Source organism: Nonomuraea solani, assembly GCF_900108335.1.
GTDB lineage: Bacteria > Actinomycetota > Actinomycetes > Streptosporangiales > Streptosporangiaceae > Nonomuraea > Nonomuraea solani.
Window position 1 is genome coordinate 487146 of the sequence record NZ_FNVT01000007.1, and the last position, 14224, is coordinate 501369.

Here is a 14224-nt window from a genome sequence, read left to right on the forward strand (position 1 = left end):
CGGTTGTGTGTCGGCGACGTTACATTCCGGCTGAATAGCAAGGCAGCACTGAATAGTTATTCAAACCTGCCGAACGCTTGGAGAAGCACATGAACATCCCCACGAAAACCGCGGCGCTGGCGACCTCTTTGCTGCTGATCGCCGCCTGTAGCGGCCGCGTACAGGACACACCCGGTGCGACCAGCGGGGGGCAGGTCAAGCTGAGCTGGTGGATGGTCACGCAGAACGCGGAGACTGCCACCGACGCGCTGAAGTCGATCATCGCCGACTTCGAGAAGCAGAACCCGAACATCAAGGTGGACCTGCAGTATCGCGCCGTGGACGCGCACAAGGACGCGCTGCGCACCACGGCCGGCAGCACCGAGGGCCCGGACATCTACTACAACTGGGCCGGTCCCGGGCTGGGCGGCGAGCTGGTCAAGTCCGGCGTGAGCCTCGACCTGGGCAAGTACTACCAGCAGTACAAGTGGACCGACCGGTTCAACGCCTCCACGCTGTCGGCCTACAACCAGTACGGCGGCCACCACGGCGTTCCCTGGACCCAGCGCACCGAGGTCGTCTACTACCACAAGGACCAGTTCGCCAAGGCGGGCATCAGCGCTCCGCCCACCACGTACGAGGAGTGGGCCACGGCCGCGCAGAAGCTCAAGGACGCCGGGCTCACCCCGATCTCCATGGGCGGCAAGGAGAACTGGCACGTCATGCGCCTGCTCGACACCTTCATCGAGACCAACTGCGGCGCCGAATCGGCCGACAAGCTCAACACCCGCGCCACGAGCTGGACCGGCCAGCCCTGCATAGACAAGTCCTTCGAGCAGCTCAAGCAGTGGTCCGGCGCCTACTTCAACAAGGGCTTCGCCGGCCTTTCCGTGAACGAGGCCGGCGCCATGTTCCACTCCGGCAAGTCGGCCATGCAGATCGAGGGCGACTGGTTCACCCAGCAGAACCTCGACGCCGGCGACGACCAGAACAACGTCGGGGTCTTCCCCATGCCGACCGGGACCGACCGGCTCTACGGATTCTCCGAAGGCATGTACATCACCAAGAGCAGCAAGCATCCGGACGAGGCCGCGAAGTTCCTGGACTTCTTCACCTCCGCCGCGGTCGAGGGCAAATATCTGGGCGTCTTCTCCTCGATCCCGGTGAACAAGGACACCAAGTCCGCCAACCCCCTCCAGCCGCTCAACACGGAGATCGCCGCGCTGACCGGCAAGGCCAAGGGCTTCTTCCTCAACAACGACCAGAACTTCCCCACGGACGTGACGACCGAGTACTGGCGCATCCAGAACGGCGTCACCAGCGGCTCCATCGAGCCCAAGGAGGCCGGCGCGCTGCTGCAGAAGTTCATCGACACCCACAAGGACTGACGTGTCCATCCGGAAGATGCCGGTCCTGGGCGCGCTGCCGTTCCTGGCCCCGGCACTGCTGCTCTACTCGGTGTTCCTGCTGTTCCCCATCGTCTCGGCCGTCTACCTGAGCTTCATGCGGTGGAACGGCTTCCCCACCGTGCCCCAGGTGTGGGCCGGACTCGACAACTACCGCGACATCCTCACCAACGACACCGTCTTCCACACCGCGCTGCGCAACAGCGTCATCTGGGTGGTGCTGTCGCTCGTCGTGCCCACCGTGCTGGCCCTGCTGCTCGCCCTGGCGCTCAACCGCCGGCTGCTCGGCCGCAACCTGCTGCGGTCGGCGTTCTACATCCCGGCCGTGCTCGCCTCGATCGCCGTGGCGACCATGTGGACCTGGATGTACAACCCGAACTCCGGCCTGGTCAACGGCACGATGACGTCGCTCGGTCTGTCGTCGTGGATCCAGGACTGGCTCGGCGACCCGCAGATCGCGCTCTATTCGGTGTTCGTCGCCTTCGTCTGGCAGACGACCGGTTTCTCCATGGTGCTGTTCCTGGCCGGGCTGCAGACGGTGCCCCTCGACCTGGTGGAGGCGGCCAAGCTCGACGGCGCCTCCGCGTGGCAGACGTTCCGCAACGTCACGCTGCCGGCGCTGCGGCCCACGTTCACCGTCGTCCTGGTGCTCACCGTGATCAGCTCGCTGAAGGTTTTCGACCTCATCGTCGGCATGACCAACGGCGGGCCCGCCCAGTCGAGCCAGGTGCTGGCCCTGTGGTCCTACAGCCAGTCGTTCATCAACCACAACTTCGGCGGCGGCAACGCCCTGGCCGTGGTGCTGCTCCTGATCACGCTGGCACTGGTGCTGCCGTACCTGATGTGGACCCTGAAGGAGGACGGGCGATGACCGCTGTCCGCCGCGCCAACTATCCCCTCATCGGGCTGTGGATCGCCCTGGTGGTCACCGCGCTGCTCTGGCTGGCGCCGTTCGCCTTCATGGTCTTGACCTCGTTGAAGTCCACCGCCGAGATCGGCCGCGGCTCCATCTGGGCATTGCCGGAGGTATGGCACTGGGACAACTACCTCAAGGCCGCCGAGCGCGGCGAGCTGTGGACGGTCGCCGCCAACAGCGCCTACATCGCGCTCATCAAGGTGCCGCTCGGCCTGCTGGTGTCGGCCGCCGCCGCGTTCGCGATCGCCCGGCTGCGCTTCAAACGGCACCGGGCCCTGCTCATCGTGATCACGCTGGGGTCGATGGTGCCGGTGCAGGTGGCCCTCGCGCCGATGTTCACCACGCTGTCGAGCATGGGGCTGCTGAACTCGACGAACGGGATCATCCTGCCGTATCTCGCGTTCGGCATCCCGTACCAGGTGTTCTTCCTGTACGGGTTCTTCCGCTCGCTGCCCGGCGAGCTCGACGAGGCCGCCCGCATCGACGGGTCCGGCAACTGGCGGCTGTTCGTGAGCGTGTGCCTGCCGCTCGCCAAGCCGGCCCTGGCCGCCCTGTTCATCCTGGACTTCGTCGCCACCTGGAACGAGTACGGGATGGCCCTGGTGCTGCTGCAGGACCAGGAGGCGCGTACGGTGCCGCTGGCGCTGCAGGCCTTCCAGTCGCAGTTCGCCTCCAACTACGGCCAGCTCAACGCGTTCATCATCATGTCCATCCTTCCGGTACTGATCGTCTATCTGATGTTCCAGCGATTCTTCACACAGGGCGCCCTCGCCGGCGCCATCAAGGGATAGGAGCCGTTCCATGGCCGCAGAACCCCTCTTCGGCGCCGGACTCTGGCACTTCGGCCAGTTCCGCGACCGCTACGCCACCGACGGCTACGGCCCGCCCGTCTCCACCCTGGAGGCCATCGACCGCGCCGGCCAGGTCGGCAGCCTGTCCGTCGTGGACATCAACTACCCGTTCAACCCGGCAGACACCGACGTGGCCCAGTTGGAGGAGCGGCTGAAGGCCAACGGGCTGCGCGCGATCGCCCTGACGCCGGAGATCTACACCCGCAAGTTCAGCCGCGGCGGCTTCACCAACCCCGACCCGGAGATCAGGCGCGCCGCGATCGAGCTGGTCAGCGAGTCCGCCGACCTGGCCCGCCGCCTCGGCTGCGACTACGTCAAGCTCTGGCCGGGGCAGGACGGCTGGGACTACCCCTTCCAGGCCGACTACAAGGCCCTGTGGCAGATGTCCATCGAAGCCGTCCGCGAGCTCGCCCAGCGCCACCCCGACCTGCGCTTCGCCATCGAGTACAAGCCGCGCGAGCCCCGCAACCGGATGACCTTCTCCTCCGCCGCCCGCACCCTGCTGGCGATCGAGAAGATGGACGTGCCCAACGTCGGCGTCCTGCTCGACTTCGGCCACTCCCTCTACGGCCTCGAATCCCCCGCCGACGCCGCCCAGCTCATCCTCGAACACGACCGCCTGTACGCCATCGACGTCAACGACAACTTCCGCGGCTGGGACGACGACATGGTCGTCGGCTCCATCCACCTGGTGGAGACGTTCGAGTTCTTCCACACCCTGCGCCAGGCGAACTGGCAGGGCGTCTGGCAGCTCGACCAGTTCCCGTTCCGTGAGGACTCCGTCGAGGCGGCCCGCGCCGGCGTCGAGGTCATGCGGACGATCTGGCGCGCCCTGCAGATCCTCGACGTCGAGGCCCTCACCGAGGCGCAGTCCCGCCAGGACGCCCTGGCCGCGCAGCGCATCGCCCGCAAGGCCCTGCTCACCGCCCAGGTGGAGGGCTGATGGGGGCCTGGCGCGAAACGGAGATCACCCTCACCGCCGCCGCCGACCTCCCCGACCCTTACACCGGCGTCGACGTGTGGGCCGACTTCACCCACGACGGCGGGCTCAGCCTGCGCCGGCCCGCGTTCTGGGACGGCGGCCGGACGTGGCGGGTCCGCTTCAGCTCGCCGCTGCCGGACGGCCGCTGGCGGTGGACGACCGGCGCGTCCGTGGACGACCCCGGCCTTCGCGGGGTGAGCGGGGTCGTCGAGGTCGAGCCCGGTGAACCGGCGAACCGTTTCCAGCGCCACGGCTTCTGGACGATGGCGCCGGGCGGGCGCGGCCTCGTCCACGCCGACGGCACGCCCGCGATCCTCGTCGCCGACACCGCCTGGGCGCTGCCCTGGCGGGCCACCGAGGAGCAGGTACGCGTCTACGCGGCCGACCGGCACGCCAAGGGCTTCAACGCGGTGCTGCTCATGTCCGTGCAGCCCGACATGCGCGCCGTCGGGCCGCGCGACCGCCAGGCCGACGAGGGGTTCGGGGTCGCGTTCGAGGACCTGCCCACCGGGCACATCAACGACCTCGATCCCGCCTACTTCCAGTACCTGGACTCCCTGCTCGGCATCCTGGCGGAGCACGAGATCGTCCCCGTCCTGCAGCCGGTGTTCCAGGGGTTCGGCTGGAAGGGCCTCGACGTGGCCGGCGTCGTCGTACCGCCCGCCGAGTACGCCCGCTACTGCCGCTACCTGGTCGCCCGCTACGGCGCCCGGCCCGCGATCTACCTGGTGGGCGCGGACGGCTCCGGCCGCGAACCGCAGATCGCCGCCGGCGGTGAGGAGGTCCACGCCTGGGACTGCTACGGCCAGCCCACCGGCATCCACTACCGCCCGCACGCCGACAACCGCGCCTCGCAGGATGCCGGCTGGCTCGACTTCCAGTGGTGCCAGACGGGCCACACCGGCGAGCACGTACCCGAACGCGTCGCCGACATGTGGCGAAATTTGCCGATAAAGGCCGTTGCCAACGGCGAGCCGACCTACGAGTGCACCCGCTCGGCCACCAACGCGGCCGGCTGGTGGCAGGGCCACGAGGCGTGGAGCAACCTGTGCGCCGGCGGCACGATGGGCGTGGTCTACGGGGCCGCCAACATCTGGCAGTGGCGGCTGCACGAGGACGAGCCCGGCCAGGCGCCATATTTCCTGGCGCCCTCGGGCGGCTGGCGCGAGTCCCTCGACTTCGAGGGCTCCACGTACGTCGGGCTGCTCGGCAAGATCCTCGACGGGCTGCCGACGACCGGCATGGAGCCGGACTGGCAGAGCTTCATCAGCCCGCGCAGCCTGCGCGTGCCCGGCCGCCTGCACATCGTCTACCAGGAGAACGGCGGCCCGCTCCCGCCGGCGCGCGACGAGAGGGTGCCCAAGCGCTATCGCGTCGTCGACCCGCGCACCGGGCTCACGCGGGCGCAGGGACTGCGCGAGCCGGGGCAGCCGATCCCCGACGATCACGAGGGGCCACGGGTGGTCATCTTCTCCGACGAGTGACATCGCGCGGCAATGGACGTCATGGCTGACGCCACTGGCGCCGAGCGGGGCGTCCAGTTGTACGGCCGTGCGCGCTCCCGACCCGTCCCGGTGCGGCTTCGAGGCGGCCGTCGGCGAGGTCGTCGCCCTCCTCCACGAACTGCCTCGAACGCGCGGGTTGACCTCTAGTTCGGTTGAGGTTGCATGCTGAGGACCGATACCGGCCGAAGAAGAGGAGAACGTTGTGCGCGCAGTGTGGTTGAAGGAGTTCGGCGGACCCGAGGTGCTCACGATCGGAGACGCCCCCGATCCGGTCCCGGGGCCTGGGCAGGTGCTGATCGACGTCGCCTACGCCAACATCACCTTCGTGGAGACCCAGTTCCGGTCGGGCGCCCCGTCGCCGTTCAAGGCGGAGCTGCCGATGATCCCGGGCAACGGTGTCGGGGGTGTGGTCGCGGCGGTCGGCGCGGGTGTGGACGCCGCGCTGATCGGCCGCCGGGTGGTGACCTCCATGGGCGGTTCGGGTGGTTACGCGGAGCGAGCCGTGGTGGACGCGGCCGGGCTCTTCGACGTGCCCGGCGGCCTGGAGCTGGACGACGCGGTCGCGCTGCTGGCCGACGGGCGCACGGCGACCATGATGCTCCGCGCGACCGAGCCACGGCCCGGGGAGCGGGTGCTGGTCGAGGCGGCGGCCGGCGGCGTGGGCTCGCTGCTCGTGCAGCTCGCCAAGGCGGCCGGGGCGACCGTGGTCGCGGCGGCCGGCGGCGCTCGCAAGGTCGCTGTGGCCCGCGACCTGGGCGCCGACGAGGTGGTCGACTACACGGTGCCGGGCTGGGCCGACGGGGTCGCCCCTGTGGACGTCGTGCTCGACGGGGTCGGCGGCGACATCGCGCGGGCCGCCTTCGGGCTGCTCGGCCGGGGCGGGCGGATGGTCAGCTTCGGGCTGGCGAGCGGGGAGTGGGCCGCCATCGAGGAGGAGGCGGCGGCCGTGCGCGGCGTCACGCTCGTCCAGGCCAGGCCCACTCCGGAGACGATGCGCGCGTACACCGAGAGCGCCCTCGCCGAGGCCGCGGCCGGGCGGCTGCGGCCGCTGATCGGGCAGCGTTTCCCGCTGGAGCGGGCCGCCGACGCGCACGCCGGCATCGAGTCGCGCGCCAGCGTCGGCAAGACCCTGCTTGAGGTGCGCTGATGCTCAAGGTCGGAGTGAATCTGCCGGCGTTCGGCGTGGACGAGAGCGCCGGGGTACGCGAGCACGCCCGGCACGCCGAGCGGCTCGGCCTGGAGTCGGTCTGGGTGGGCGACCACCTGCTCCCGGTGCGGCCGTACCTCGACAGCACGATCGTGCTGGCCACGGCCGCCGCCGTCACCGAGCGCGTCAAGATCGGCTTCGGGGTGATGATCCTGGCGCTGCGCCCGGTCGCCTGGGCCGCCAAGCAGATCGCGAGCCTGCAGCACCTGTCCGGTGACCGGGTGCTGCTCGGCGTCGGCTCGGGCGGCAGCGTACACGGCGACGCCGCCTGGCGGGCCGTCGGCATCCCGTACGCCGAACGCGCACGGCGTACCGACGCCGCCCTGGAGATCCTGCCGAGCCTGGTCGAGGGCAAGCCCACGGACGTGAACGGCGAGGTGATCGCCCTCTCACCGGGTGCGACGATGCCGCCCGTCCTGATCGGCGCGGGCCCCATCCGGCGGGCCGCCCGGTTCGCCGACGAGTGGTATCCGGCGTTCTCCGCGCCCGCCGAGATCGCCGAGCAGACCGGCCGGCTGGCCGGCCTCGCCGCCGAGTACGGCCGCCCGGTGCCACGGGTCACGATCGGCCTCAGCGTCGGTCTCGGCGACCTGCCCGCCTCCGTGATCGACGCGCAGGCCCGGTCGCTGATGGAGTACGGGATGTCGGAGGAGGAGGCCCGCCGCGGCCTGATCACCGGCCCGCCCGCGGCGGCCGCCGAACGGTTCGCCGAGCTCGCCGAGGTCGGCGTGCACCGGGTGATCGGGATGCCGTTCCCCGCCGACCGGCTTCGCCAGAGCGAGCTGCTGGCCGAGACGAACCGCCTTCTCAATCCTTGATCCGGTGCACTAGCGTGCCCGGATGAGTGAAGCATTCCCTCGCCACGTGCTGTGCGTGCTCGGCTCCGGGCTGGGTCTCGCGGAGATGGAGCGGATCGCCACCGAGTTCGGCGGTTTCGTCCTCGACCACGAATATTCGGAGGCCGAGCACGATCCGCGGATGCCGGAGGCGTTCGAGGCGAGCTTCCAGGCGAGCAGGGCGGCGGCGTCGTTCAGTGAGGCCGACCGGGCCGCCGTCGAGTCCCACGACACCGTCGGCTACCTGCTGTCCATGCCGATGATGCGGGAGCTGGCGGCCGACACCTCGCGCCGGCTGCTGGCCGCGACCGCCGCCCTGCTACGGGGCGGCGCCGTCGCGGTGAAGAACGAGAGCAGCGGGATCACCCACGGCCGGGTGCGCTGGCTCACGCTGGCCCGCCAGGCGGCCGGCGCCAAGGACGAGGAGCTGGCCGACGCGCTCGTCTCCGCCTGGGTGAGGCGGCCGATCTACGGCGGCCGGGTGCTCTACAGCTGCGGCATGCACCTGCTCGGCGCGCCCGAGGTGGAGATCGAGGTCGACAGGGAGCTGACCGAGGACGGCGTCAGCGACCTGGTCACGCACCTGGACGCGCTGGCGCTCTATCTGCTGACCGATCCGCGCGCGGCGGAGATCGAGGACGGGGCCGGCTTCCGGCTGACCGAGGACGCCCCCCGCCGGGTGCTGCGGACCGGCGCGTGCGACCGCTACGACGAGGACGACCTGTTCTTCAACCCGTACGGATATGTCCGGCTGACCCCTTCCGAATAGGGCACGGGGTGTGTCCCCGGTATGGAACGGCTTGGAACGCCTCCCGGATGTAGGTATTCAACCGCAAGGAGATTCCATGACGTCCCTGATGAAGAAGCTGATGGTCGCGGTGGCCGCGGCGGCGCTGGCCGGCTCCGGTGTCGCCGCCGCGGTCGCGCTGCCCGCCTCCGCCGGTGTCACCGACCAGAGGGGAGCGCTGTTCGACGGGTTCGCCAAGAACATCGACGAGAACGTCGCGCTCGCCGAGGCCGAGGCCGCGGCCCGGCAGAACGCGCTCGAACACGGGTTCACGGAGTGCAACGTGTTCGAGTCGGTGACCTCGCAGAACGCGCGTGGCGTGTGGTTCGCCGTCGTGGCGGTCCTCTGCCAGGCCAGGGCCGCCTAGCGGTGCCCGGCCGGCACCTCGTCCTTGTGCGAGAGCCGTCCCCCGGTGAAGCACAGCCGGTACGCCGGTGACGGCGCGTTCGCGCTGATCCGGCAGAACCGGCACGTCGGCCCCCCGCGGATTCGCGGGCGCACCCCTCAGCCACCCGCCCCCCTCACCCGCCTGGTACGCCGGCCCTAGAAGAAGTGCTCCCGGTCCTCAGGGTTGCCGTCCACGACCAGGCCGTCATCGGTCAGGTGGCGCGGACCGCCCGTATGCGGGTGCGTGAGCCGTGGACCTCGATCCGCCATGCGGACCGGCCCCCGATGGGCGCACCCACAGCGCTCCCCCGAACCCCACGGCGGCGGCCTGGCTCGGCCCGGAAATTGTCTGTGCCCTCCGTCATGATGGCCCCTCACACATGATCCTTGAGGAGCCGCCATGACCGCTGCCGATTGGTCCGATCTCATGCCGCGCTGGGAAGACGTCGCTCTTGTCCGCGCCCGACTCGACGCGGGCGCCGACCCGAACAACGACCTCTACCAGCCGCCGCTGCACGCCGCGGCGGAGTCCGGCTCCCCCGAGGTGGTCGCCGAACTGGCCGGTCGCGTCGATGATATCGATGCCGAGTGGGAAGGCCGTTCCGCGCTCTGGTTGGCCGTCTTCAACGACTGCCCCGACAACGTCCGCGCCCTGGTCGCCGCCGGGGCGGACCCGTGGCGGCCGATGATGGCGGGCTGGTCTCCCGGCCGGCTCAGCCTGGCGGGGCCCACGCCCGGCCTGTTCTTCCCGTTCCCACCGGGTCATGCCCGCCTGACCGAAGCCGAGACCGCCGCCGTCGTGGAGGCCGACCGCCTGATCGGTGTGCTGAGCGACACCCCGAGCGAGGGATTCAGCCTGGCCTGCGTACGCGGCATCAGCGCCGCCGAAGCCGCCCGGCGCCTGGCCGCCGAACCTGTCGGTGCGGAAGAGCTGGAAGAGATCATGTTCGACCCCACCGACGACGAGGCCCAGCCGATCCTCGGCTTCACCGACGTTCCCGGCGGCTGCGTCGTCAGCCAGGAATACTCCTACCTGGCCTCAACCCCCGGCGTCATGAAGGCCCTGTCCGCGGGCACGGTCGCCTATGGCATGTTCGCCAACGCCAAGAGCGGCGACCAGACCAGCGTCTACCGCGACGGCGAGGTCGTGGCCTGGGATTTCCACGCGGGCGGCATCGGGGCCCCCGCCGACTCGGCCGAGGAGGTCCTGCTCAACTACCTCTACGACGGCCTGACCTACGCCTACTGCCACGCCGCCGCCGGCCTTCGCCCGACCGGCAACGTCGCGATCACCAACCCGGACACCTACCTCCGGCTGCCCGAACACGACTACTGGAGCTGACGCGAACCGCGCGAGGCCGTCCACCGGGCCGGCGGATGAGGGCCCGCTCAACCGGTGGACCGCCCGTCCTCAGCGGCGGGCGGGCGGGCGCGGTGGCGGGGCCGGGTGGTCAGCCGTCGCGCTCGGCGAGGAACTTGACGATGAGCTCGGTGGTCTCGTCGGGGCGCTCCAGGCTGGGCAGGTGCCCCGCCCACGGCAGCTCGACCAGGCGGGCGCGCGGCAGCCGGTCCGCCAGATCCGTGGCGACCTGCCGGAAATAGCCGAGATCGTGCTTGCCCGCCACCACGAGCGCCCGCGACTCGATCGCGCCCAGGTCGACCTCCACCTCCAACTGGTCGAACTCCTCGTCCACCGCGAGCTGCACCTCATAGGCGTGCCGCTGCATGACGCGCACCTTCTGGCGCGTGTCCTCGGACGCGTCCGGCCCCAGCCAGGTCCGTACGTTCAGGTCGACCGCGCCGTCCAGGTCATCGGCGTCGATCAGCGCCTCCTCCGCCTCGTCGAAGGCGTCGAGCTCCTCGGTCGGCTCGTGGGCGGGCGATCCCGCCGACAGCAGGACCAGCGCGTCCACCCGGCCCGGCCAGCGGGCCGCCAGCTCCAGCGCCACCCGGCCGCCGTAGGACGAGCCGACGACGGTGGCGCGTTCGATGCCCACCTCGTCGAGCAGCGCCAGGACGTCGTCGGCGTCGTTGTTGGGCTGGAGCGGCGCGGGCGTCTCGCCGTAACCACGGAAGTCGCAGCGCATCACTCGATATCCGGCGTCCAGCAACGCCTGCCACTGCGGGTCCCACATGCGCCGGTCACCCACCGAGGAGTGCAGTAGGACGACAACGTCCCCGGTTCCCGCCATGTCGTGAGAAAGCACGTACTTTCTTACCTTTCTTCGGTGGTTGCCCAGCGCAACCAGCTGTGGGCGTCGTCGACTCGCCCTTGATGTAAATCGGTGAGCGCGGTGCGGAGTTCCATGGCCAGCGGGCCCGCCTTGCCGTCGCCGACCAGCCAGCCGCCGTCCCCGTCGCGGACTTCGCCGATCGGGGTGACGAGCGCCGCCGTACCGCAGGCGAACGCCTCCGTGATGAGGCCCGACTCGCTCTCCTCGCGCCACTGGTCGACGGAGATCCGCTCTTCGCGCGTGGTGTAGCCGAGTTCGGCGGCGAGGGTGAGCAGCGAGTCGCGGGTGATGCCCGGCAGGAGCGTACCGGTGAGCGGGGGTGTCAGGACTTCGGCCGACGGGCCCGATCCACGGACGAAGAAGAGGTTCATGCCGCCCATCTCCTCGATCCAGCGGCGCTCCACCGGATCCAGCCAGACCACCTGGCGGCAGCCCGCGTCGGCGGCCTGCCGCTGTGCCAGGAACGCGCCCGCGTAGTTGCCCGCGCACTTGGCCTGGCCCGTGCCACCCGGCGCGGCCCGCGAGAACTCCCTGCTGACCAGCACCGACACCGGATCCGGCCGGTCGGAGAAGAAGCCTTCGGTCACGAAGCCCATGAGCAGGAAGGTGTATTCGCGCGCGGGGCGCAGCGCCAGGCTCGCCTCGCTGGCGAACAGGATCGGGCGCAGATACAGGCTCAGGCGCGGGTCGTCGGCCGGCAGCAGCCCGCCGTCCCGTGCGACGAACGCGTCCACGGCCTCCAGGAAGAGCTCCTCGGGTAACTCCGGCATGGCCAGGCGCCGGGCCGACTGCTGGAAACGGCGCGCGTGGGCGTCCGGCCGGAAGGTGCCGAGCGCCCCGTCCCGCCGCCGGTACGCCTTCAGCCCTTCGAACACCACCTGCCCGTAGTGCAGCCCCGCCATCGCCGGGCTGAACGGCAGGTCGCCGAACGGCAGCACCCGTGGCCGGCCCGCCCAGCCGGCGTCGGCGGTCCACGTCAGCGTCACCAGGTGGTCCGTGAACCGCTCTCCGAACCCGTACGTCGCCATGACGACCGGCTCCTTTCCTCAGGGTCAGACCAGCGGAGCGAAGAAGAAGGTGTCCCGGGTGCGGAAGGCGCCGCTGGCCGAGAAGGTGAAGAAGTCCGCGAAGGCCAGCGACACCTCGCGCCCGTCGTGCAGCGTCCCCTCGAACGTGCCGTGCACCGCCGCGCCCTCCTCCTTCACCAGCGTGGTGGACAGGGTGTGCCGCCCTTCCTTGATGACCCGTTGCTCACGATAGAAGCGCTCTAACTCCGCTTTACCGACGAGCGGCTCGTATCCGGGACGGCGGTAGACGACCTCCGGATCGAAGAGGTCGACGAGCGCGGGCACGTCGCCCGCGTCCACCAGTTCGTAGTAGTGGCGTATGCGCTGTTCTCTGTTCATTCTCGGCTCCTCAGGTACGTGACCGCTCCGAGAGCGCGGCCTCACGCGCGATGCCGGTCACCTCGTCCAGGTGCGCGTGCAGGTAGAAATGTCCGCCGGGAAAGATGTCCACGGTGAACGACGCCGCCGTCAGCTCCCGCCACGCCGGCAGCGTCTTCTCCCCCGCCTCCGGGTCGTCGGCGCCGCCCAGCGCCGTCAGCGCGACGGGCAGCGGGGGCCGGTCCTCGAACCGGTACGTCTCGCACAGCTCGTAGTCGGCCCTGATGACCGGCAGCAGCAGTTCGAGCAGTTCCGGGTGGTCCAGCACCTCTCCGGCCGTGCCCTGCAGCGCCTCGATGTGCGCCACCAGCCGGGGGTCCGGCATCTGGTGGACGATCTGGTAGGCGGGGTCGTAGGGCAGGTGCGGGGGCGCGTACCCGGACACGATCAGGTGCACGGGCGGCCGGCCGTAGGCGATGAGCTGGTGCGTCAGCTCGTAGGCCAGCAGCGCCCCCATGCTGTGGCCGAACAGCGCGAACGGCCGGTCGCCCGTCGCGCGCTCCAGCAGCGGCCCGGCGAGCGCGGCCGCCATCTCGGTCGCGGAGGTGACGAAGGGCTCGGCGAACCGCGCCTCGCGGCCCGGCAACTGCACGGGCACCACCTCGACGTCCGGGCCGATCTTGTCCTGCCAGTCGCGGTACGCCGACGCGCCCGCTCCCGCGTGCGGCAGGCAGAACAACTGCGCCGCCGCCTCCGGGGCCGTGTTCTCGGCCGCGAACCAGCGGCCGGTCATGGGCTTCACGTGCTCTCCTCTGCTTTGCTTCGGTACGGTCGGCCGCGTCACGGGGACGGCGTGTCCCCGTCGGCGAGCAGCTTCTCGATCTCCTCGTCCGAGAGGTGCTCGATCTCGTCGAGGAGCTCTTCCAACGGCACCGAGTCCGTCTGCGCCTGCGCCAGGACGGCGGCCAGGTCGCGCAGCACCGGGTGCTCGAACAGCGACCGCAGCGGCACTTCGACGCCGAGTTGTTCTCTGACGCGGGCCATGAGCTGGGTGGCCAGGAGTGAGTGGCCGCCGAGCTGGAAGAAGTCGTCCAGCGCGCTGACCCGCTCGACGGCCAGGACTTCGGCGTAGATGGACGCGAGCAGGTGCTCGTGGACTGTCGCGGGGGCCACGTACTCGGAGCGGTCGGCGAACTCGGGGGCCGGGAGCGCCGCCCGGTCGACCTTGCCGTTGGGGGTCAGCGGCAGGGCGTCCAGCACGACCACGGCCGATGGCACCATCGCGTCGGGGAGCGCCCGCGCGACCTGCGTCCGCACCAGGGCCGCGTCCACCGCGCCGGCTACGTAGCCTGCCAGCCGGGTTTGTCCGAGATGGTCGGTGACCGCCGTCACCACGGCGTCCGTTACGCCGTCGATCTCTCGTAGGGCGGCTTCGATTTCGCCCAGTTCGATTCGCTGGCCGCGTACCTTGACCTGGTGGTCGCGGCGGCCCAGGAACTCCAGCCGACCATCCGGCAGATACCGCACCACATCGCCGGTGCGATACAACCGTGCCCCGCTCACCCCGGAGAACGGATCCGGCACAAACGCCATCGCGGTCCGCACCGGGTCACCCAGATAACCCCGCCCAACACCCGCACCACCGACCAGCAGCTCGCCGGGCACGCCGACCGGGACCGGCTCCAACAGCTCATCCACCACATAGAGCTGGGTGTTGCGGATGGCCTGCCCGATCGGCGCACGCACCGG

The 14224-nt window shown here is 70.4% G+C and carries 15 protein-coding genes; 10 read left to right on the forward strand and 5 right to left on the reverse strand.

The window, feature by feature from the left end; translation table 11 throughout:
- Positions 1–89 precede the first annotated feature (89 nt).
- The 10 genes from C4V41_RS27450 (at position 90) to C4V41_RS27495 (ending at position 10198) form a co-directional block, all read left to right on the forward strand.
- Entirely contained in the window at positions 90–1367 is a 1278-nt protein-coding gene (locus C4V41_RS27450) for an ABC transporter substrate-binding protein (protein WP_103958801.1), read from the forward strand.
- 1 nt (position 1368) lies between these two features.
- Entirely contained in the window at positions 1369–2256 is an 888-nt protein-coding gene (locus C4V41_RS27455; protein WP_103958802.1) for a carbohydrate ABC transporter permease, read from the forward strand.
- Positions 2253–3092 carry a carbohydrate ABC transporter permease gene (locus tag C4V41_RS27460; RefSeq protein WP_103958803.1) on the forward strand — a complete coding sequence of 280 codons (840 nt, stop codon included), beginning with the start codon at positions 2253–2255 and terminating at the stop codon, positions 3090–3092. The genes C4V41_RS27455 and C4V41_RS27460 overlap by 4 nt, the downstream gene beginning before the upstream one ends.
- A 10-nt stretch (positions 3093–3102) precedes the next feature.
- The gene (locus tag C4V41_RS27465) at positions 3103–4095 is read left to right on the forward strand and encodes a sugar phosphate isomerase/epimerase family protein (RefSeq protein ID WP_103958804.1); all 993 of its coding nucleotides are present in this window, start codon (positions 3103–3105) and stop codon (positions 4093–4095) included.
- Positions 4095–5618: an apiosidase-like domain-containing protein gene (locus C4V41_RS27470; protein WP_200824252.1), complete on the forward strand. Its 1524-nt coding sequence runs from the start codon at positions 4095–4097 to the stop codon at positions 5616–5618. Before C4V41_RS27465 ends, C4V41_RS27470 begins: the two co-directional genes overlap by 1 nt.
- Before the next feature lie 223 nt (positions 5619–5841).
- Positions 5842–6786 (forward strand): zinc-binding dehydrogenase, encoded by a 945-nt coding sequence (locus tag C4V41_RS27475; protein WP_103958806.1) that lies wholly within the window; start codon positions 5842–5844, stop codon positions 6784–6786.
- Complete coding sequence (locus tag C4V41_RS27480; protein ID WP_103958807.1) at positions 6786–7664, forward strand: LLM class flavin-dependent oxidoreductase; 879 nt, start codon at positions 6786–6788, stop codon at positions 7662–7664. Before C4V41_RS27475 ends, C4V41_RS27480 begins: the two co-directional genes overlap by 1 nt.
- Positions 7665–7686: 22 nt before the next feature.
- Positions 7687–8451 carry a hypothetical protein gene (locus C4V41_RS27485; RefSeq protein ID WP_146103805.1) on the forward strand — a complete coding sequence of 255 codons (765 nt, stop codon included), beginning with the start codon at positions 7687–7689 and terminating at the stop codon, positions 8449–8451.
- 76 nt (positions 8452–8527) lie between these two features.
- The gene (locus tag C4V41_RS27490; protein WP_103958809.1) at positions 8528–8836 is read left to right on the forward strand and encodes a hypothetical protein; all 309 of its coding nucleotides are present in this window, start codon (positions 8528–8530) and stop codon (positions 8834–8836) included.
- A 420-nt stretch (positions 8837–9256) separates the two neighbouring features.
- Entirely contained in the window at positions 9257–10198 is a 942-nt protein-coding gene (locus C4V41_RS27495; RefSeq protein ID WP_103958810.1) for an ankyrin repeat domain-containing protein, read from the forward strand.
- A gap of 109 nt (positions 10199–10307) precedes the next feature.
- Here the strand turns inward: C4V41_RS27495 and C4V41_RS27500 are convergent, their stop codons facing one another.
- The 5 genes from C4V41_RS27500 to C4V41_RS27520 all read right to left on the reverse strand — a co-directional run.
- Positions 10308–11048: an alpha/beta fold hydrolase gene (locus tag C4V41_RS27500; protein WP_103958811.1), complete on the reverse strand. Its 741-nt coding sequence runs from the start codon at positions 11046–11048 to the stop codon at positions 10308–10310.
- A 23-nt stretch (positions 11049–11071) separates the two neighbouring features.
- The gene (locus C4V41_RS27505) at positions 11072–12118 is read right to left on the reverse strand and encodes a branched-chain amino acid aminotransferase (protein ID WP_103958812.1); all 1047 of its coding nucleotides are present in this window, start codon (positions 12116–12118) and stop codon (positions 11072–11074) included.
- 24 nt (positions 12119–12142) lie between these two features.
- Positions 12143–12496: a nuclear transport factor 2 family protein gene (locus C4V41_RS27510; protein ID WP_103958813.1), complete on the reverse strand. Its 354-nt coding sequence runs from the start codon at positions 12494–12496 to the stop codon at positions 12143–12145.
- Positions 12497–12506: 10 nt separating this feature from the next.
- A complete protein-coding gene (locus tag C4V41_RS27515; protein ID WP_235030415.1) occupies positions 12507–13268 on the reverse strand; it encodes a thioesterase II family protein in 762 nt (253 codons plus the stop codon).
- A 47-nt stretch (positions 13269–13315) separates the two neighbouring features.
- On the reverse strand, positions 13316–14224 hold a 909-nt coding region (locus C4V41_RS27520), incomplete at its 5' end, for a phosphopantetheine-binding protein (protein ID WP_146103806.1).